The sequence below is a fragment of the Streptomyces sp. NBC_01465 genome (genome assembly GCF_036227325.1).
Taxonomy (GTDB): Bacteria; Actinomycetota; Actinomycetes; order Streptomycetales; family Streptomycetaceae; genus Streptomyces.
On record NZ_CP109467.1, the window covers coordinates 7,025,402 to 7,043,873 of the forward strand.

Here is an 18,472-nt window from a genome sequence, read left to right on the forward strand (position 1 = left end):
GGGCACGGACGTGAGGTTCAGGAGACGGCACTGGGCGTCGGCGGTGGCACCGCTGGCGCTGGTCCTGCTGGGAGCGTCCGGCTGTGACAGCACGGCGGGCGGCGCATCGGGCAGTACGTCGGACGCCGGGCAGAAGCCTGCCGCCAAGGCGACCGCCACGCCGTCGGCCGCGCCCGAGGCCCGGATGTGCGCCAAGCCGGCGGCCGGTCCCGAGAAGGCCCCGGCCGGCGCGGTCACCGTCGACCCCGGGGTCGTCGGCGACCTGGCGGCGAAGACGAAGAACAGCCCGCCGCACACCACGTTCTGGCTGCGGCCCGGCACGCACAGGCTCGACCCGGACCGCTTCGCACAGGTCGTCCCCAAGGACGGGGACCGCTACCTCGGTGCGCCGGGTGCGGTGCTCGACGGCCGGAAGAAGAACCAGTACGCGTTCGCCGGCAGCGCCCGCGACGTCACCATCGGCTTCCTGACGGTGGAGGGTTTCGTGGCGCCGCAGGACGAGGGCGTGGTCAACCACGACTCGGCCGACGGGTGGGTGATCGAGCACATGACGATCCAGAACAACTCCGGCGCCGCTCTGATGGCCGGCGCCCGCCAGCAGGTCCGCGCCAACTGCCTGCGCGACAACGGCCAGTACGGCATGAACGCCTACAAGGGCAACGGCCGTATCACCGGTCTGGTGGTCGAGCGCAACGAGATCACCGGCAACAACACCGGCGACTGGGAGCGGCGGCGCGAAGGCTGCGGCTGCACGGGCGGCATCAAGTTCTGGGACGTCGACGGCGCCGACATCCGCGGCAACTGGGTGCACGACAACCGCGGCACCGGGCTGTGGGCGGACACCAACAACAACGACTTCCGCATCGAGAACAACATCATCGAGACCAACGACGGTGCCGCGCTGATCTACGAGACCAGCTACAACGCGGTCATCAGGAACAACACGATCCGGCGCAACAACTGGGTCGAGGGCCGCAAGGAGGCCAAGGCCGGCGACAACTTCCCGTACGCGACCGTCTACATCTCCGAGTCCGGCGGCGAACCACGGGTCAAGGCCCGCACCGACAAGATCGAGATCTATGGGAACACGCTGACCGACAACTGGTCGGGGATCACCCTGTGGGAGAACGCAGACCGCTTCTGCAACAGCCCGGCCAACACCTCGTCCGGCGACTGCACGAAGCTGGTGAAGAAGACCGGAACCTGCGCGAAACCGGCGATCGCCAAGCCACCGCTCTACGCCGACTGCCGCTGGAAGACCCAGCGGGTCGACATCCACGACAACCGTTTCCTGCTGGACAAGGCCGTCCTCAAGTGCACGGAGAAGTGCGACCGGATGGGGCTCCTCGCCAACTACGGCACCTATCCCAACTGGTCGCCGTACCACGGCGAGAAGGTGGCCGAAGCGATCACCCACGACCAGGACAACCGCTGGCACGACAACGTCTACCGCGGACCGTGGCAGTTCGTCGTCCAGGACCAGAGCCATGTGATCGACTTCGCGCAGTGGCAGGGGGCGAGCTACCGGCAGGACGCGGGCAGCACCCTCGGCCCACGGGCCGGTGGTTGAGATGACGGCACAGCTCGAGGCCGCACCGCGTACCACCGTCGAACCGAAACTCGTCGCGGCCGTCTGGGGTCTGCTCATCCTCAACACCCTCGGTTCCACCGGGGCGGTGACCGTCGTCCCGCTGCCCCGCTCGCTCATCCAGATGGTCACCATGGGCTCGCTCGTCGCCGCGTTCGCGCTCGCGCTCGCGGTCAACCTCCGGCTGCGCATCCGCGCCAGCGCCTACGTCCTGCTGCTCACCCTGCTCCTGGTGCCGAGCGTGATCTCCAGTGCCCATCTGGAGGCCGGGTTCGGCGCGCTGTTCCGCTGCGGCAGGCTGGCTCTCTTCGTCGGCACACTGTGGCTGCTCAGCCGCTGGTGGGACGGCGGACTGACGTTCGTACGCCACCACATCCGCATGTACTTCGCCGTGCTCGCGACGGTGGCCGCGGGCCTGGTGATCTCACCGGGCACGGCGCTTCCCGGCCTCTACGGCGGGCGGCTCGTCGGCGCGCTGTGGCCGCTCACCCCGCCGCAGATCGGCCAGTACGCCGCAGTGATCATCGGGCTGACCGCGCTGCTCCTGCTCGGCCGGCAGACCGACCGGGCCAGTGCCGCGGTGGTCATCGTGCCGTCGCTGGTCCTGCTCGCGCTGACCCACACCCGTACCGCCACGCTCGGGATGATCATCGGCCTGGTCGTGGCGATCGGTTCGCTCCTCCTGACCAGCGCCTCGGCCCGCCGCTTCTTCACCTGGACGGTGGTGTGCGCCACGGTGGCCGCGGTGGGGTTCGCCTCGGCGCTGCAGGCGTGGTTCCTGCGGGGACAGACCCAGGAGAACTTCTCCAACCTCACCGGCCGGGCCAAGGTCTGGGACGCCCTGCTGGCCGCGCCCCGTACGACCTCGGAGCAGCTCTTCGGCGTGGGCCTGGGCGACAAGTCGTTCGGCGGACTGCCCATCGACAACAGCTGGCTGGCCGTCTACAACGAACAGGGCATGATCGGCGTCGTCATCGTCGCGGTGATCTTCGTCGTCCTCGCCGGTGTCGCACTGCTGCGGCCGCCGTCGGTCCAGCGCGCCTGCGCGATCTTCCTGATCACCTACTGCGGGATCGCGTCGTACACCGAGGCCGGCCTCGGCGACGCCTCCCCGTATCTGCTCCATCTGGCCCTGGCCGCCTCGCTGTTGGCGACGCCCGCGCCGCCCCTGCCGGAGATCCCGGGACGGTTCCTCGGATCGGAGGTGCGTTGAGCATGCACGTCGTCGTGGTGCACAACCGCTACGGCTCGGCGCAGCCGAGCGGCGAGAACAAGGTCGTCGACCAGGAGGCGGAGCTGCTGCGCGCGGCCGGCCACCGGGTCGAGATGTTCGAGCGGCGCAGTGACGACATCGCCGACATGTCCCTGCTCGGCAAGGTCGCGGTGCCGCTCCTCGTGCCGTGGAATCGGGCGGTACGCACCGAACTGGCGGCCCGGCTGCGCACCGAGAGGCCCGACGTCGTACACGTCCACAACGTCTTCCCGCTCCTGTCGCCCGCCGTGCTCGCCGCCTGCGCCGACGCCGGTGTGCCCGTCGTCGCGACGCTGCACAACTACACGCAGGTCTGCGTGCCCGGCACGCTGCAGCGCGACGGCCGCCCCTGTACCGAGTGCGTCGGCTCCACGCCGCTGCCCGCGGTCCGGCACGGCTGCTACCGCGGCTCCCGGCTCGCGACAGTGCCCCTCGCGGTCAGCCTGTCGGCCAACCGGCGCCGGTGGTGGTCCGGCGTCCAGCGGTTCCTCTGCATCTCCGCGTCCCAGCGCGACGTCCTCGTGGGGGCCGGGATGCCGGCCGAACGTCTCGCGGTGAAGCACAACTTCGTCCCGGAGCCGGGGATGCGCCGGGAGGGCGGGGGAGAGCATCTGCTCTATCTCGGCCGGCTCGCCGAGGCCAAGGGCGTACGGCTGCTCATGGCCGCCTGGGACGAGATCGCGGCGGGCGGCGGAGTGGGCGTACCGCTCGTGATCGCCGGCACGGGGCCGCTGGAGCAGGAGGTGACCGCCTGGGCGGCGGGCCGGGACGACGTCCGGTGCATCGGCCTGTGCGACACGGAGCAGAGCCGGGAGGCGATCGCGAGAGCGGTCGCCGTGGTGGCTCCCTCGACGTGGCTGGAGGCGTTCGGCCTGGTCGTCGTCGAGGCGATGGCCGCGGGGGTCCCGGTCGTCGCCGCCGGACACGGCGCCTTCGTCGAACTCGTCGACGACGGCGTGACCGGGCTGCTGCACCGGCCGGGCGACACCGCCTCGCTCGCGTCCTGCCTGCGCCGGATCACGGACGGGCCGGACCGCAACGGGGAGATGGGCCTGGCGGCCCGGCGCCGTTACGAACAGGGCTTCAGCCCGGCCGTCGGCCTGGAGCGCCTGCTGGAGGAGTACCGCACCGCGATCGCGGGACGGTCGGAACCAATGGGGGAACGAATCAATGGGGGGCAGTAAATGACACGATGCCGACTGTGCGGCTCGGCGGCGCTGGCCAGCGTCGTCGACCTGGGGGCGACCCCGCCGTGCGAGAGCTTCCTCGCCGCGGACCAGCTGGACCTGCCGGAGCCGGCGTACCCGCTGCACCTGCGGGTCTGCACGGAGTGCTGGCTGGCGCAGATACCGCCGCTGATCACACCGGAGGAGACGTTCAAGGAGTACGCGTACTTCTCCTCCTTCTCCACGTCGTGGGTCGAGCACGCGCGCACCTTCGTCGCCGACGCCACAGCGCGGGCGGGCCTCGGCTCCGACGCTTTCGTGGTCGAAGTGGCCAGCAACGACGGGTACTTGCTGAAGCACGTGGTGGACCGGGGGATCCGCTGCCTGGGCATCGAACCGTCGGTCAACGTCGGAGCGGCGGCCCGCGACGCGGGCGTGCCCACGCTCACGGAGTTCCTCAGCCCGGACACGGCAGCGGCCGTCCGCGCCGAACACGGCCCGGCGGACCTGGTCGTGGCCAACAACGTGTACGCGCACATCCCCGACGTGGTCGGGTTCACCCAGGGGCTGCGCGCGCTGGTCGCCGACGACGGCTGGGTCTCCATCGAGGTGCAGCACCTGCTGACCCTGATCGAGGAGAACCAGTACGACACGATCTACCACGAGCACTTCCAGTACTACACGGTCGCCTCCGCGATCCGCGCGCTCGCGAGCGGCGGACTGGCCCTCGTGGACGTCGAGTTGCTGCCCACGCACGGCGGCTCCATCCGCCTGTGGGCCCGCCCCGCGGAGGTCGCCGGCGAGCCGTCGCAGCAGGTGGCCGACGTCCTGGCGAGCGAGAAGGCCGCCGGACTGCAGGAGCTGTCCGGGTACGCCGAGTTCTCCGCCCGCGTCGCCAAGGTGCGCCGGGATCTGCTGCGGTTCCTCGTCGAGGCGGCCGAGCGCGGCGAGACCGTCGTCGGCTACGGCGCCCCCGGCAAGGGCAACACCCTGCTCAACCACTGCGGGATCAGGCCCGACCTGCTCGCGTACACCGTCGACCGCAACCCGTACAAGCACGGCAGGTTCACCCCGGGCACACGCATCCCGATCCTGCCGCCCGAACAGATCGCCGTCGACAAACCGGACTACGTCCTCGTCCTCCCGTGGAACCTGCGGGCCGAACTGGTCGAGCAGCTGTCCTACGTCCACGAATGGGGCGGCCGTCTCGTCTTCCCCATTCCGGAACTGAGCATCGTCGAGGCCGTCGCCAAGGAGGTCACAGCATGAAGGTCGTACTGTTCTGCGGCGGTTACGGAATGCGGATGCGCAGCGGTGCCGCCGACGACGTGCCCAAGCCGATGGCGATGGTCGGTCCCAGGCCGCTGATCTGGCACGTCATGCGCTACTACGCGCACTTCGGGCACACGGAGTTCATCCTGTGCCTCGGCTACGGGGCGCACCACATCAAGGACTTCTTCCTCAACTACGAGGAGACGACGTCCAACGACTTCGTGCTGCGCGGCGGGCGCACCGAGCTCCTCTCCACCGACATCTCCGACTGGACGATCACGTTCGCGCAGACCGGCATCGAGTCGCCGATCGGGGAACGGCTGCGCCGGGTGCGCCACCACCTGGACGGCGACGAGATGTTCCTCGCCAACTACGCCGACGTCCTCACCGACGCCCCGCTGCCGGAGATGATCGAGAAGTTCACCCAGCGCGACGCCGGGGCGTCGATGATGGTCGTACCGCCCCAATCCTCTTTCCACTGCGTGGAGTTGGGCGAGGACGGCCTGGTCGGCGGCATCACCGCGGTGAGCGAACTGCCCCTGTGGGAGAACGGCGGCTACTTCGTGCTCCGCCAGGAAGTCTTCGACCACATACCGGAGAACGGCGACCTGGTCGCCGACGGATGCGCCCAACTGGCCAAGCAGGGACGGCTGGTGGCGCATCAGCACCGCGGCTTCTGGAAGCCGACCGACACCGTCAAGGAGCGGGCCGCACTGGACGCCGCCTACGCGCACGGCGACCGCCCCTGGGCCGTGTGGGAACGCGACGGCGTCGGGGTGCGCGGATGATCCGGCTCGGAGGCGGGCCCCTGGAGAAGATCGTCGCGGTGGGCGCGCACTGCGACGACATCGCCATCGGCGCCGGAGGCACCCTGCTCGCGCTGTGCCGTGCCCGGCCGGGCATCCGCGTCGACGCGCTGGTGCTCTCCGGCGGTGGCACCGACCGCGAGCAGGAGGAACAGGCCGCGCTCGCCGCCTTCTGCCCGGGCGCCGACCTGCGCCTCACCGTGGACAAGATGCCCGACGGCCGGCTGCCCTCCCACTGGGAGGAGGCCAAGGCCGCGGTCGAGGAGCTGCGCGAGCGGACCGATCCGGACCTGGTCCTCGCGCCGCGCACCGACGACGCGCACCAGGACCACCGGGGCCTCGCCCAGCTGATCCCCACGGCCTTCCGCGACCACCTCGTACTCGGCTACGAGATCGTCAAGTGGGACGGCGACCTCGGCCGGCCGACCGCGTACCAGCCGCTGTCGGAGGAGATCGCCGAGGAGAAGGTACGGCTGCTGCAGGAGCACTACCCCTCGCAGCGGCACCGGCCCTGGTACGACCGGGAGGCCTTCCTCGGCCTCGCCCGGATCCGCGGAATCGAATGCCACGCGCGCTACGCCGAGGCGTTCGACGTCACCAAATGCACGCTGAACCTGGGGGATTGAACTGTGCGCGTACTACTGACCGGACACCAGGGCTACCTGGGCACCGTGATGGCTCCGGTCCTCGCCGCCGCCGGACACGACGTCGTCGGCCTCGACGCGGGCCTGTTCGCCGACTGCGTCCTCGGCCACGCACCCGCCGACCCGCCCGGACACCGGGTCGACCTGCGCGACATCACCGCCGAGCACGTCGCCGGGGTGGACGCCGTCATCCACCTGGCCGCGCTCTCCAACGACCCGCTCGGCTCACTGGCGCCCGAACTCACCTACGACATCAACCACCACGCCTCCGTACGCCTCGCCTGGCTGGCCCGCGACGCCGGAGTGCGGCGCTTCCTGTACGCGTCGACCTGCTCGGTGTACGGAGCCGCCGGCGGCTCCGGTCTGGTCACCGAGGACGCCCCGCTGCGCCCGGTGACGCCGTACGCGGAGTCCAAGGTGCGGGTCGAGGACGACCTCCACGCGCTCGCCGACGACGACTTCACCCCGGTGTTCATGCGCAACGCCACCGCCTTCGGCTACTCGCCCCGGCTGCGCGCCGACATCGTGCTGAACAACCTGGTGGGCCACGCACTGCTGTCCGGCGAGGTCCTGGTGCTCTCCGACGGCACCCCCTGGCGCCCGCTGGTGCACGCCGCCGACATCGCACGGGCCTTCACGGCCGCCCTGACCGCACCCCGCGAGGCGGTGCACGACCGGGCGTTCAACATCGGCAGCGAGATCAACAACGTCACGGTCGCCGAGATCGCCGAGCAGGTCGCCGAGGCGGTGTCCGGCGCGAAGGTGGTGATCACCGGCGAGAACGGCGCCGATCCGCGCTCCTACCGGGTGGACTTCGCACGGTTCCGCGCCGCGATCCCCGGCTTCGACTGCGAGTGGTCGGTGAAGCGGGGTGCGCTCGAACTCGCCGACGCCTACCGGAAGTTCGACCTGACCAAGGAGGACTTCGAGCAGCGCTTCACCCGCCTCGCTGTGCTGCGCGCGGCGTCCGAGGCGGGCACCGTCGACGACACCCTGCGGCGGCGTGCATGAGTGCGTACGGCGAGCAGATGCATGCTCTGGTGGAGCGGATGTACCCGCTCTGCCGGAGCATCACGGGCGACGGGGTGCGCGCCACCCTGGACATCGTGGGGGAGTACATCCCGCTGCAGGTGCACGAGGTGCCGACCGGGACCCAGGTCCTGGACTGGACGGTGCCGCAGGAGTGGAACATCCGGGACGCGTACGTCGCCGATGCCGCAGGGAGGCGCGTCGTCGACTTCGCCGCGTCCAGCCTGCATGTGCTCGGCTACAGCGTGCCGGTGTCCGCGACGATGCCCCTGTCCGAGCTGCGCCCGCATCTGCACACCCTGCCGGACCAGCCCAACCTCGTTCCGTACCGCACCAGTTACTACAAGCCGGACTGGGGATTCTGCCTCGCCCAGGAGACCCTGGACGCGCTGCCGGACGGCGAGTACGAGGTGTGCATCGACTCCACCCTGGAGGACGGCCACCTCACCTACGCCGAGCACGTGGTCCCCGGTCAGGTCCCCGACGAGGTGATCGTCTCCTGTCACGTCTGCCACCCGTCGCTCGCCAACGACAACCTGGCCGGCATCGCGGTGGCGACGTTCCTGGCCCGTACGCTCGCGGAGCAGACCCCGTACTACACCTACCGGTTCATCTACGCGCCCGGCACCGTCGGGGCGATCACCTGGCTGGCGCGCAACGCCGAGCGCATCGAGAGGGTCAAGCACGGCCTGGTCCTCGCCTGCGCGGGGGACCGCGGCGACCTGACGTACAAGCAGAGCAGGCGCGGCGACGCGGAGATCGACCGGGTGATGCGGCATGTGCTCGCCGCGTCCGAACGTCCGCACCACATCAAGGAGTTCACCCCGTACGGCTACGACGAGCGGCAGTACTGCTCGCCCGGCTTCAACCTCGGGGTGGGCTCGCTCAGCCGCACCCCGTACGCGGGCTACCCCGAGTACCACACCTCCGGGGACAACCCCGGCTTCGTCACCCCGGAGGCGATGGCGGACACCCTCGCCGTCTGCCGGGAGGCGTTCGCCGTCCTGGACCGCAACCGCAGTTACATCAACCTCAGCCCGTACGGCGAACCACAGCTGGGGCGGCGGGGGTTGTACGAGGCGCTCGGCGGCCGGAGCGACACCCAGCAGGCCCAGATGGCCATGCTCTGGGTGCTCAGCCTCTCCGACGGCGAGCACAGTGTCCTCGACGTCGCCGAGCGGTCCGAGCTGCCGTTCGACACCGTCGCCGCAGCGGCCGACGCCCTGGGCGCCGCCGGGCTGATCAAGGCGTGACGGCGATGACCACCGAGGAGGAGAAGACGAGACCGGCCCGCTCCGCCACGCGGGCCCTCGTCGGCCGGCTGTCCTGGGGGCTCGCCGACCAGGCGGCCTCCAGCATGTCCAACTTCGCGGTGGGCGTCTATGTGGCCCGCTCGCTCGGGGTGACCGCGTTCGGCGTGTTCAGCCTCGCCTGGGTGACCTACGGCGTGGTGCTCAACATCTCCCGGGGCCTGGCCACCGACCCGCTCGTGGTCCGCTTCAGCGGCGTGCCCGAAGCGAACTGGCGCAAGGCGGTGGCCCGGTCGACGGGCACCGCACTCGGCGTCGGCACCACCATCGGCGTGGTCTGTCTGGCGGCCGGGCTCGCGCTCGGCGGCCGGATGGGGCCCGCGTTCGCCTGCCTCGGTGTCATGCTGCCGGGGCTGCTGCTGCAGGACGCCTGGCGATTCTCGTTCTTCGCCGCCGGCGCCGGGCGGAAGGCGTTCGTCAACGACGTCGTGTGGGGCGTCGCGCTCGTCCCCGCCATGGTCGTGGCGGACCGTATGAACAGCGTGGCCGCGTTCGTCCTCGCCTGGGGCGCCTCCGCCACGGTCGCCGCGGTGTACGGCTACGTCCAGTCCGGCATCCTGCCCCGGGTGACCCAGGCGCGCGCATGGCTGCGCGAACAGCGCGACCTCGGCTACCGGTACCTCGTCGAGAACGTCAGCCTCAGCGGCGCCAGCCAGCTGCGCGCCTATGGCCTCGGCGCGATCGTCGGGGTCGGCGCGGTCGGCGCGGTACGCGGCGCGGAACTCCTGACCGGGCCGTTCCTCGCCGTACTCATGGGTCTCTCCCTGGTCACCGTCCCGGAAGCGGCCAGGGTCCTGCGGCGGGCCCCGCACCGACTCGGCAGGTTCTGTCTCTGTCTCGGCGGCGGCCAGGCGGGCGCCGCGCTCCTGTGGGGCGGGGCTCTCCTCCTGATGCCGGACCGGATCGGCGAACTCGTCCTCGGCCATGTCTGGCCCTCCGCCTCACAGCTCATCGTGCCGATCACCCTCAGCGTCGCGGGTGCCGGCCTCGGAACCGGCGCGGCGGCCGGCCTGCGCGCACTCGGCGCGGCCCGGCGCAGTCTGCGCTCGCAGCTCTTCTCCTCCGCCTGTTACGTCACCGGCGGACTCGGCGGTGCGGTCTTCGCCGGCACCGTCGGCTCGGCCTGGGGCGTCGCCACCGCGACGTTGTGCGGCTCGGCCGTGTGGTGGCTCCACCTGCGCTCCGCCCTGCGCGAGCGCCAGCACTCTTTTCCCGAAGTGAGGACGACATGACCCCCCACCCCAGACTGACCATCGGCCTGCCCGTCTACAACGGCGACGAGTACCTGGCCGAGTCCCTCGAGGCCCTGCTCGGCCAGACCTACGAGGACTTCGAACTGGTCATCTCCGACAACGCCTCGACCGACGGGACCCAGGACATCTGCCGCAGCTACGCCGCCGCGGACACCCGCATCCGCTACGAGCGGCTGCCCCGCAACATCGGTGCCACGCCCAACCACAACCGGGTGCTCACCGGGGCGCGCGGCGAACTCTTCAAGTGGGCTTCGCACGACGACCTGTACGGCCGCGACCTGCTCCAGCGCTGTGTCCAGGCGCTGGACGAGCGGCCCGAGCTGATCCTCGCGCACACCGACCAGGCGGTCATCGACGGCGAAGGAAAGGTGAAGGTCCCCTACGAGTACGGGCTCGCCACCGACTCCCCGAGCGCCCCCGAGCGCTTCCGCAGCCTGCTGTTCGAGCCCGGCGGCGACGACTTCTACGGGGTGATGCGCACCGAGAGGCTGCGCCGTGTGAAGCCGATGGACAGCTACCACCACGCGGACCGTACGTACGTCGCCGAGATCACCCTGCACGGCCCCTTCTACCAGGTGCCCGAGCTGCTCTACTTCCGCCGCGACCACCCCACCCGCGCCGAGCGGGCCAACCCGTCCAAGCGCGCCCGGTGCATCAACCTCGACCCGCGCCGGGCCGGCGCGCTGCACCCGACGCCCCGGCTGCTCGCCGAGTACGTCTGGGGCTTCGCCTCGGCGATCCGCAGGGCGCCGCTGTCCCCGGCCGACAAGCGCGCCTGCTACCGCCACCTCGCCGCATGGCTGACCAGCCGGACCAGGCCGGGCGCCGGCGAACGCGTCGAGGACCGCGCCCCGGTCGGTCCGGGCGGGCTCGACATATCCCTCGACGACCTCGTTGCCGGCCGGGAAGGGCGTCGGGCATGACAACCTCCTTACGAGTCGGGGTGTTCGGCCTGCTCGGGTCCGGCAACCTCGGCAACGACGGCTCGCTCGAAGCCGTGCTCGGCTATCTCCGCGCCGAGCACCCGGACGCGGTCGTGGACGCACTGTGCGGCGGCCCCGAATCCGTCACGGCCCGGTTCGGGATCCCCGCGACACGGATGCACTGGAACCGCGCGGAGTACCGGACCGCGTCCCGTGCGGGCGCGGTCGCGGCGAAGGGCGCGGGCAAAATCGTCGACGCCTTCCGCACCGCCGCCTGGGTGCGCCGGCACGACGTGGTGATCGTGCCGGGGATGGGCGTCCTGGAGGCCACCCTGCCGCTGCGGCCGTGGGGCTTTCCGTACGCGCTCTTCCTGCTCTGCGCGAGCGGCCGGCTGCTGCGTACCCGGGTCGCCCTGGTCGGCGTCGGCGCCGCCCCGATCCGCAACCGGCCGACCCGGGCCCTGGTGCGCTGGTCGGCGCGGCTCGCCGCCTACCGCTCGTACCGGGACACCCAGTCCCGTGACGCGATGCGGGCCATGGGCGTGGACACCGCGCGCGACGAGGTCTACCCGGACCTCGCGTTCGCCCTGCCGACACCTCCGCCGGTCGAGCCCGCGGGCATCGTCTGCGTCGGTGTCATGGACTTCCACGGGAGCAACGACGACCGCGCCAGGTCCGAGGAGATCTACCGGCGCTACCTCGACGCGACGATCCGGTTCGTCCGCACACTCGCCGAGGAAGGCAGACCGGTCCGGCTGCTCACCGGCGACCGGTGCGACGAGGCGGTGGTCGCCGCGATCCTCGACGCGGTGGACTCACCCCTCGTCACGGCCGCCCAACCGGCCTCGCTGGCCGACCTGATGAAGGAGATGGCGGCCGCCGACAGCGTGGTGGCGGTCCGCTACCACAACCTGATCTGCGCGCTGAAGACCGGCACACCCGTCCTCGCCCTCAGCTATGCGGCGAAGAGCGACGCGCTCATGGAACGGATGGGGCTCGGTGCGTACGTTCACCCTGCGCGCGAGGCCGACGCCGACCGGCTGCTCGAACAATTCCGGGCGCTGGAGAAGCACTCGGCCGAGCTGCGCCGGATCCTCGCCGAGAGGAACGAGACCGCAGCACAGCAACTCGCCGTCCAGTTCGCCGAGTTGACCGCAACCCTTTTCACGACGGGCGACCTGACCCGCGCCCGGAACCGTGCACGCCAGGAGAGTCCATGAAAGCAACCGAAGTCCCGGAGATCTCCGGGGCGTTCCTCTTCGAGCCCACCCCCTACGCCGACGAGCGCGGCATCTTCAGCCGCACCTTCGACGCCGACGTGATCCGCTCGGTGGGACTCGACCCGCACGCCTTCGTCCAGGACAGCCTGTCCCGCTCGGTCCGCGGCGTGCTCCGCGGCCTGCATCTGCGCTCCGGCAAGGGCGAGGCCAAGCTGGTGCGGTGCTCGTACGGGAAGGTCTTCGACGTCGTCGTGGACCTGCGGCACGGATCGCCGACCTTCCGCAACGTGGCCACCTTCGAGCTGTCCGGCGAGACGCAGACGACCCTCTACATCCCCGCGGGGTGCGCGCACGGCTTCCAGGCGCTGACCGAAACCGCGGACACCTCGTACCGGATCGACCGCCCGCACGACCCGGCCGAGGACGTGACGATCGCCTTCGACGACCCGGAACTGGCCGTCCCCTGGCCGCTGCCGGTCACTTCGGTGTCCGAGCGGGACCGGAAGGCACCGAGCCTCGCCGAGGTACTGCAGGATCTCCCGGGGAAGCGGTGATGTGGGCATGGGCACCGAAGAGTTCCAACTCCCCAGGTCGCGGGCGGCGAACGAGCGTCTGCACGCCCTGATCCCCGGAGGCGCGCACACCTACGCCAAGGGCGACGACCAGTACCCCGAGCACCTGGCCCCGGTCATCAGCCACGGCCGCGGCGCCCACGTGTGGGACGTCGACGGCAACCGCTACATCGAGTACGGCTCCGGTCTGCGGTCGGTCAGCCTCGGTCACGCGCACCCCCGCGTGACCGAGGCGGCGCGCCGGGAGATCGACCGGGGCGGCAACTTCGTCCGGCCGTCCGTCCTGGAGGTCGAGGCCGCGGAACGCTTCCTCGCCACCGTGCCGACCGCCGACATGGTGAAGTTCGCGAAGAACGGCTCCGACGTCACCACCGCCGCGGTCCGCCTCGCCCGCGCCGCCACCGGGCGTCCGCGGGTGGCGGTCTGCAGCGACCAGCCGTTCTTCTCCGTCGACGACTGGTTCATCGCCACCACACCGATGTCCGCCGGCATTCCGCAGGCGATCACCGAGCTCACGGTGTCGTTCCCGTACGGGGACCTGGCCGCGACGGAGGAACTGCTCGACCGGTACCCGGACGACGTCGCCTGCCTGATCGTCGAACCCACCGGCCCTCCCGACTACCTCGCCGGCCTGCGCGAACTCGCCGACCGGCACGGCTGCGTACTGATCTTCGACGAGATGATCACCGGTCTGCGCTGGTCGGAGGCGGGCGCTCAGGGCCTGTACGGAGTCGTGCCCGACCTCTCCACGTTCGGCAAGGCGCTGGGCAACGGGTTCGCCGTGTCCGCGCTGGCCGGGCGCCGGGAGCTGATGGAGCAGGGCGGGCTGCGCCACTCCGGCGACCGGGTGTTCCTGCTGTCCACCACGCACGGCGCGGAGACGCACTCCCTGGCAGCCGCGACGGCCGTGCTCACCACCTACGCCGAGGAGGGCGTCACCGCTCAACTGCACACCCTCGGCGAGAAGTTGGCCGCCGGTGTCCGCGGCGCGGCGGTGGATGCGGGCGTCAGCGACCACGTCCTCGTACGGGGCCGGGCCAGCAACCTCGTCTATGCCACGCTGGACGAGAGCGGCCTGCCGTCGCAGGAGTACCGCACCCTGTTCCTGCGTCAGCTCCTCGCGGGCGGGGTGCTGGCCCCGTCGCTCGTGGTGAGCAGCGCCCTCACCGACGCCGACATCGACCACACCGTCGACGTGGTGGCGCAGGCGTGCGCGGTGTACCGGAAGGCGCTGGACGCCGGTGACCCCTCGGCCTGGCAGGGCGGGAGGCCGGTGAAGCCCGTGTTCCGCCGCCTCGTATGACATGACGTCAGCGGCCGGCTCTCCTCCCGGCGAGCCGGTCGATCAGCCACGCGGTCGCCGGGACCACCGCCAGCGCGGTGCACCAGCCGCCGAGGACGTCGGTCGCGTAGTGCGCGCCCAGGGCGACCTCCGCCCATCCCATCGCGGCGCCGGCCACCAGCGCCGCGGCGAGTACGCATGACGTGCCGGCCGCCCTGCCCAGGCCGATCCTGCCGGTCGCCGGGAGCGCCACCGCGAGGGCCATCGCGGTGGCGAAGGTGGTGTGCCCGCTCGGGTAGGACAGATTGCTCTCGCCGTGGATGGTGCGTCCGACCATGTGCTTGAGCACCGTCGTGACGGCCGTGGACAGGCCGGCACCGGCGACGACGAGCACCGCCGCGCGCGGGTGCCGCAGCAGGAGGCAGCCCGTCACGGCGGCCACGAGCAGCGCTGCCGCTCCTGCGGGTTCTCCCAGGAAGTCGAGGGCCAGCGCCACGCGCCGCCACGGGGATCCCACGCTGTCCGCCGTCGGATCGACGATCCACCGGTCCACCCTGCCGGGCTCGCCGTGACCCGCGTACAGCACTCCGAGTACGACGACCACGAGCGCGGCGAGGGCCGCGGCGATCCCGATCCCGCGGCGCAGCGACGGGGGCAGCGCGGAGCGCGTCGTACCGCCGCCGCCCACCGCGTTCAGGCGCCCGTGCCGACGAGTTCGTCGGCAGGTCCGTTGCCCGGCCGGGGGGTGCCCGCCGGGTCCAGGACGAAGAGGGGGATGTGCAGTTCCTCGGCGCGGGCCAGGGCGTCGTCGGTGAATCCGGCCGGGGCGAAGTAGACGGCGCGGACCGAGGAGCTCAGTCCGTGCAGCCAGAGGCATTCGATGTCGCGGAGCGCGGCCGGCAGGGCGCCGGGCGGATCGACCGTGGCGATCAGGCCGCGGCCGCGTACGTCGATGCCCGTGGCGGGGCGCCGGCCCGGCAGGTCGGTCGCCGTGACGTCCCTGAAGCCCAGCCAGGTCAGATAGTGCGCGGCCGCGGTGACGGCGTCGTGCGCGGTACGGACGGGCTCCGGGTGGAAGGCGGGCCGGGGCGGGGTGGCCGTGCGGGGCAGCGGTATGTGGGCGGGGGCCGGCGATGGCGGGGGTGCGGCTTCGGTGCGTACCGGCTCGACCGGGATCCGCAGCACCGTGCCGCAACCGCAGCCCAGCTCCGGCTGCGGCCAGTGGTCCTGGCGCCCGCAGGCCGTGCAGCGGACCTCGACCCACGCCTCCGACCAGGTGCGATGGAGGATCGGCTGCGGGGGAGCGCCCTGGGTGAGCGGCGGCGCGACAGGGGCCCCGCAGGCACAGGGGTAGACGGGCGCCGCATAGCTGTGCTCGCGGCGGCAGGCCGGGCAGTGCACCTGCACGGTCGTCGCTGTCAGGTTCTCCTTCGGGCCCTCTCCCATGGGGTCCATCGTCCACCAGGAGCGAGGCCCCGGGGAGGGACTTCGGGGATCCGGTCGCACGGATGTCTCTTGACGGCCGAGCGGTCAGCTCCTAGATTGCTTCCGTATAGCAGAACTGAAATTCCGCAATACGGAAATGGGCGATCTCAGGTTGGCGCGACAGGAGGCCCACTCCGACAGGCCGAGCAGGAGAACTCAATGCCTCGTATGACCGCTGCCCGAGCGGCAGTTGAGATCCTCAAGCGCGAAGGCGTCACCAACGCGTTCGGCGTGCCGGGAGCGGCGATCAACCCGTTCTACGCGGCCCTCAAGGCCGGCGGCGGCATCGACCACACCCTCGCCCGCCACGTCGAGGGCGCCTCGCACATGGCCGAGGGGTACACCCGTGCCAACGCCGGGAACATCGGCGTCTGCATCGGCACCTCGGGCCCCGCGGGCACCGACATGATCACCGGTCTCTACTCGGCGATCGCCGACTCGATCCCGATCCTCTGCATCACGGGCCAGGCGCCGGTCGCCTACCTCCACAAGGAGGACTTCCAGGCCGTCGACATCGCCTCGATCGCCAAGCCCGTCACCAAGGCGGCGACCACCGTCCTGGAGGCCGCGCAGGTCCCCGGCGTCTTCCAGCAGGCGTTCCACCTGATGCGCTCGGGCCGTCCCGGACCCGTCCTCATCGACCTGCCGATCGATGTCCAGCTGACCGAGATCGAGTTCGACCCTGAGACGTACGAGCCGCTGCCCGTCTACAAGCCGAAGGCGACCCGCGCCCAGGCCGAGAAGGCCATCCGGTTCCTCCTCGAGTCCGAGCGCCCGCTGATCATCGCGGGCGGCGGCATCTTCAACGCCGACGCCTCCGACCTGCTGGTCGAGTTCGCCGAACTGACCGACACCCCGGTCGTTCCCACCCTCATGGGCTGGGGCTCCATCCCGGACGACCACGAGCTGAACGCCGGCATGGTCGGCCAGCAGACCGGCACCCGGTACGGCAACGCCACGTTCCTGGAGTCGGACTTCGTCCTCGGCATCGGCAACCGCTGGGCCAACCGTCACACCGGCTACAAGCTGGACGTGTACACCAAGGACCGCAAGTTCGTGCACGTCGACATCGAGCCGACCCAGCTCGGCAGGATCTTCGCCCCGGACTACGGCATCGCCTCCGACGCCAAGGCCGCCCTCGAGCTCTTCGTCGAGATCGCCAAGGAGCTCAAGGCCGAGGGCAAGCTGCCCGACCGCTCCGCCTGGGTCGCGTCCCACCTGGAGCGCAAGGGCTCGCTGCACCGCCGTACGCACTTCGACAACGTGCCGATGAAGCCGCAGCGCGTCTACGAGGAGATGAACAAGGCCTTCGGCCCGGAGACGCGCTACGTCACCACCATCGGCCTCTCCCAGATCGCCGGCGCGCAGATGCTGCACGTCTACAAGCCGCGCCACTGGATCAACTGCGGCCAGGCGGGCCCGCTCGGCTGGACCATCCCGGCCGCGCTCGGCGCCGCGACCGCCGACCCCGAGACCCCGGTGGTCGCGCTGTCGGGGGACTACGACTTCCAGTTCATGCTGGAGGAGCTGGCGGTCGGCGCGCAGCACAGGATCCCGTACGTCCATGTCCTGGTGAACAACGCCTACTTGGGCCTGATCCGCCAGTCCCAGATCGGCCTGGACATCAACTTCCAGGTCAACCTGGAGTTCGAGAACATCAACGCTCCCGAGCTGGGCGTCTACGGCGTCGACCACGTCAAGGTCGTCGAGGGTCTCGGCTGCAAGGCGATCCGGGTCACCGAGCCCGACCAGCTGCTCCCCGCGTTCGAGGAGGCCAAGAAGCTGGCCGCCGAGTACCGCGTCCCGGTCGTCGTCGAGGCGATCCTGGAGCGCATCACCAACATCGCGATGAGCCCGACCGCAGACATCAGCGCGGTCAAGGAGTTCGAGGAGATCGCCACCGAGCCGGGCCACGCCCCGACGGCGATCATCCCGATCACCGCTTCCTGACGCGGGGGGACGGCCCCCGCCCCGGCGTCAACTCGCGCCGGGGCGGGGGCCGTTGCGCGCCCGCTCACACGATGCCGCCGCCTCCGCCCCCGCCGGACGGGGTCGCCCCGGAGTCGCCCCGAAGCCGTCCGGTGAGCCCGCCCTCACGGGCGAGATGCGGCACGACGGCGGCCAGCCCCGCATTCCCGTACAGCGCGACGGCCAGCAGCTGCTCCCGCGCCTCCCATCCCGACTCCCGTACCTCGTGCGCCGCATGGGGCCCCTCGGGCAGTACGACTTCCCCCATCAGCTCCTTCACCGCATGCCGTCCTGCCCGGGTCCGGTGCGGAAGGCGCTGACGCCACAACCCGCCCTCGACCAGCGGCTGTTGCACCTGCTCCAGCGCGGACTGCACCCGAGGCGTGTCCATCAGGTCCCGCAGTCCGAGCGGCCGGTGCAGCGCGGCATGCACGGCCTTCTCCAGGGCCCCGTCGGCGCCACTGGGCACCCCCGAGGTCTGCAGTGTGCCGGGCTTGCCCGGCGTGATCGCCCCGCGCAACGCCAGCGCCACCACGGCCACGGTGACGGCCGAACGCCGCCCGCCCTGTAAGAGACCGACTTCCTCTGCGCTGAGCTGTGTTGACCCCTCGGTCATGAAGCCCACCCCCTAGGGCAGGGGTACGCCCCGTGGCGGGGACCGCGCAAGCACCCGGGGAAGGATTCGATGCGAAACTTCAGGAA

The 18,472-nt window shown here is 71.1% G+C and carries 17 protein-coding genes; 14 read left to right on the forward strand and 3 right to left on the reverse strand.

Features of this window, described 5'->3' with window-relative positions:
* Window positions 1–10 precede the first annotated feature (10 nt).
* From OG707_RS32900 to OG707_RS32960, 13 genes are read left to right on the forward strand one after another with little or no spacing between them, the layout of a single operon-like run.
* Window positions 11–1,570, forward strand: a complete 1,560-nt coding sequence (locus OG707_RS32900; RefSeq protein ID WP_329124847.1) for a right-handed parallel beta-helix repeat-containing protein — start codon at window positions 11–13, stop codon at window positions 1,568–1,570.
* A gap of 1 nt (window position 1,571) precedes the next feature.
* Entirely contained in the window at window positions 1,572–2,801 is a 1,230-nt protein-coding gene (locus OG707_RS32905; protein WP_329124849.1) for an O-antigen ligase domain-containing protein, read from the forward strand.
* Window positions 2,802–2,803: 2 nt separating this feature from the next.
* The gene (locus OG707_RS32910) at window positions 2,804–4,024 is read left to right on the forward strand and encodes a glycosyltransferase family 4 protein (RefSeq protein WP_329124851.1); all 1,221 of its coding nucleotides are present in this window, start codon (window positions 2,804–2,806) and stop codon (window positions 4,022–4,024) included.
* Complete coding sequence (locus OG707_RS32915) at window positions 4,025–5,275, forward strand: class I SAM-dependent methyltransferase (RefSeq protein WP_329124853.1); 1,251 nt, start codon at window positions 4,025–4,027, stop codon at window positions 5,273–5,275.
* Window positions 5,272–6,066 (forward strand): glucose-1-phosphate cytidylyltransferase, encoded by a 795-nt coding sequence (locus OG707_RS32920; protein ID WP_329124855.1) that lies wholly within the window; start codon window positions 5,272–5,274, stop codon window positions 6,064–6,066. Before OG707_RS32915 ends, OG707_RS32920 begins: the two co-directional genes overlap by 4 nt.
* On the forward strand, window positions 6,063–6,710 hold the full coding sequence (locus tag OG707_RS32925; protein ID WP_329124856.1) for a PIG-L deacetylase family protein: 648 nt from the start codon (window positions 6,063–6,065) through the stop codon (window positions 6,708–6,710). The genes OG707_RS32920 and OG707_RS32925 overlap by 4 nt, the downstream gene beginning before the upstream one ends.
* 3 nt (window positions 6,711–6,713) lie before the next feature.
* Window positions 6,714–7,739: an NAD-dependent epimerase/dehydratase family protein gene (locus tag OG707_RS32930; RefSeq protein ID WP_329124858.1), complete on the forward strand. Its 1,026-nt coding sequence runs from the start codon at window positions 6,714–6,716 to the stop codon at window positions 7,737–7,739.
* Window positions 7,736–9,010 carry a DUF4910 domain-containing protein gene (locus tag OG707_RS32935; RefSeq protein ID WP_329124860.1) on the forward strand — a complete coding sequence of 425 codons (1,275 nt, stop codon included), beginning with the start codon at window positions 7,736–7,738 and terminating at the stop codon, window positions 9,008–9,010. The genes OG707_RS32930 and OG707_RS32935 overlap by 4 nt, the downstream gene beginning before the upstream one ends.
* Before the next feature lie 5 nt (window positions 9,011–9,015).
* On the forward strand, window positions 9,016–10,299 hold the full coding sequence (locus tag OG707_RS32940; RefSeq protein WP_329124862.1) for a hypothetical protein: 1,284 nt from the start codon (window positions 9,016–9,018) through the stop codon (window positions 10,297–10,299).
* On the forward strand, window positions 10,296–11,243 hold the full coding sequence (locus OG707_RS32945) for a glycosyltransferase family 2 protein (protein ID WP_329124864.1): 948 nt from the start codon (window positions 10,296–10,298) through the stop codon (window positions 11,241–11,243). Before OG707_RS32940 ends, OG707_RS32945 begins: the two co-directional genes overlap by 4 nt.
* The gene (locus OG707_RS32950) at window positions 11,240–12,463 is read left to right on the forward strand and encodes a polysaccharide pyruvyl transferase family protein (protein WP_329124866.1); all 1,224 of its coding nucleotides are present in this window, start codon (window positions 11,240–11,242) and stop codon (window positions 12,461–12,463) included. Before OG707_RS32945 ends, OG707_RS32950 begins: the two co-directional genes overlap by 4 nt.
* Complete coding sequence (gene rfbC / locus OG707_RS32955) at window positions 12,460–13,017, forward strand: dTDP-4-dehydrorhamnose 3,5-epimerase (RefSeq protein ID WP_329124868.1); 558 nt, start codon at window positions 12,460–12,462, stop codon at window positions 13,015–13,017. The genes OG707_RS32950 and rfbC overlap by 4 nt, the downstream gene beginning before the upstream one ends.
* Window positions 13,018–13,024: 7 nt before the next feature.
* Entirely contained in the window at window positions 13,025–14,338 is a 1,314-nt protein-coding gene (locus OG707_RS32960; RefSeq protein WP_329124870.1) for a glutamate-1-semialdehyde 2,1-aminomutase, read from the forward strand.
* Window positions 14,339–14,345: 7 nt separating this feature from the next.
* On the opposite strand, the gene OG707_RS32965 is transcribed toward OG707_RS32960, so the two are convergent.
* Both OG707_RS32965 and OG707_RS32970 read right to left on the reverse strand, forming a co-directional pair.
* Window positions 14,346–15,005, reverse strand: a complete 660-nt coding sequence (locus OG707_RS32965; protein ID WP_329124872.1) for a phosphatase PAP2 family protein — start codon at window positions 15,003–15,005, stop codon at window positions 14,346–14,348.
* Window positions 15,006–15,010: 5 nt separating this feature from the next.
* Complete coding sequence (locus OG707_RS32970; protein ID WP_329124873.1) at window positions 15,011–15,763, reverse strand: hypothetical protein; 753 nt, start codon at window positions 15,761–15,763, stop codon at window positions 15,011–15,013.
* Between the two features lie 198 nt (window positions 15,764–15,961).
* Here OG707_RS32970 and gcl point away from each other — a divergent pair, with 198 nt between their 5' ends.
* Complete coding sequence (gene gcl / locus OG707_RS32975) at window positions 15,962–17,752, forward strand: glyoxylate carboligase (protein WP_329124875.1); 1,791 nt, start codon at window positions 15,962–15,964, stop codon at window positions 17,750–17,752.
* A gap of 64 nt (window positions 17,753–17,816) precedes the next feature.
* Here the strand turns inward: gcl and OG707_RS32980 are convergent, their stop codons facing one another.
* The gene (locus tag OG707_RS32980) at window positions 17,817–18,386 is read right to left on the reverse strand and encodes a TIGR04222 domain-containing membrane protein (protein WP_329124877.1); all 570 of its coding nucleotides are present in this window, start codon (window positions 18,384–18,386) and stop codon (window positions 17,817–17,819) included.
* Window positions 18,387–18,472 lie beyond the last annotated feature (86 nt).

What these genes read in the sequence shown, in the direction of transcription:
- OG707_RS32905 (WP_329124849.1), top strand. Translation starts at nt 1,572, where the DNA reads ATGACGGCACAGCTCGAGGCCGCACCGCGTACCACCGTCGAACCGAAA.
- OG707_RS32960 (WP_329124870.1), top strand. Translation starts at nt 13,025, where the DNA reads ATGGGCACCGAAGAGTTCCAACTCCCCAGGTCGCGGGCGGCGAACGAG.
- OG707_RS32915 (WP_329124853.1), top strand. Translation starts at nt 4,025, where the DNA reads ATGACACGATGCCGACTGTGCGGCTCGGCGGCGCTGGCCAGCGTCGTC.
- OG707_RS32935 (WP_329124860.1), top strand. Translation starts at nt 7,736, where the DNA reads ATGAGTGCGTACGGCGAGCAGATGCATGCTCTGGTGGAGCGGATGTAC.
- rfbC (WP_329124868.1), top strand. Translation starts at nt 12,460, where the DNA reads ATGAAAGCAACCGAAGTCCCGGAGATCTCCGGGGCGTTCCTCTTCGAG.
- OG707_RS32945 (WP_329124864.1), top strand. Translation starts at nt 10,296, where the DNA reads ATGACCCCCCACCCCAGACTGACCATCGGCCTGCCCGTCTACAACGGC.
- OG707_RS32980 (WP_329124877.1), bottom strand. Translation starts at nt 18,386, where the DNA reads ATGACCGAGGGGTCAACACAGCTCAGCGCAGAGGAAGTCGGTCTCTTA.
- OG707_RS32910 (WP_329124851.1), top strand. Translation starts at nt 2,804, where the DNA reads ATGCACGTCGTCGTGGTGCACAACCGCTACGGCTCGGCGCAGCCGAGC.
- OG707_RS32940 (WP_329124862.1), top strand. Translation starts at nt 9,016, where the DNA reads ATGACCACCGAGGAGGAGAAGACGAGACCGGCCCGCTCCGCCACGCGG.
- OG707_RS32925 (WP_329124856.1), top strand. Translation starts at nt 6,063, where the DNA reads ATGATCCGGCTCGGAGGCGGGCCCCTGGAGAAGATCGTCGCGGTGGGC.
- OG707_RS32950 (WP_329124866.1), top strand. Translation starts at nt 11,240, where the DNA reads ATGACAACCTCCTTACGAGTCGGGGTGTTCGGCCTGCTCGGGTCCGGC.
- OG707_RS32920 (WP_329124855.1), top strand. Translation starts at nt 5,272, where the DNA reads ATGAAGGTCGTACTGTTCTGCGGCGGTTACGGAATGCGGATGCGCAGC.
- OG707_RS32970 (WP_329124873.1), bottom strand. Translation starts at nt 15,763, where the DNA reads ATGGGAGAGGGCCCGAAGGAGAACCTGACAGCGACGACCGTGCAGGTG.
- gcl (WP_329124875.1), top strand. Translation starts at nt 15,962, where the DNA reads ATGCCTCGTATGACCGCTGCCCGAGCGGCAGTTGAGATCCTCAAGCGC.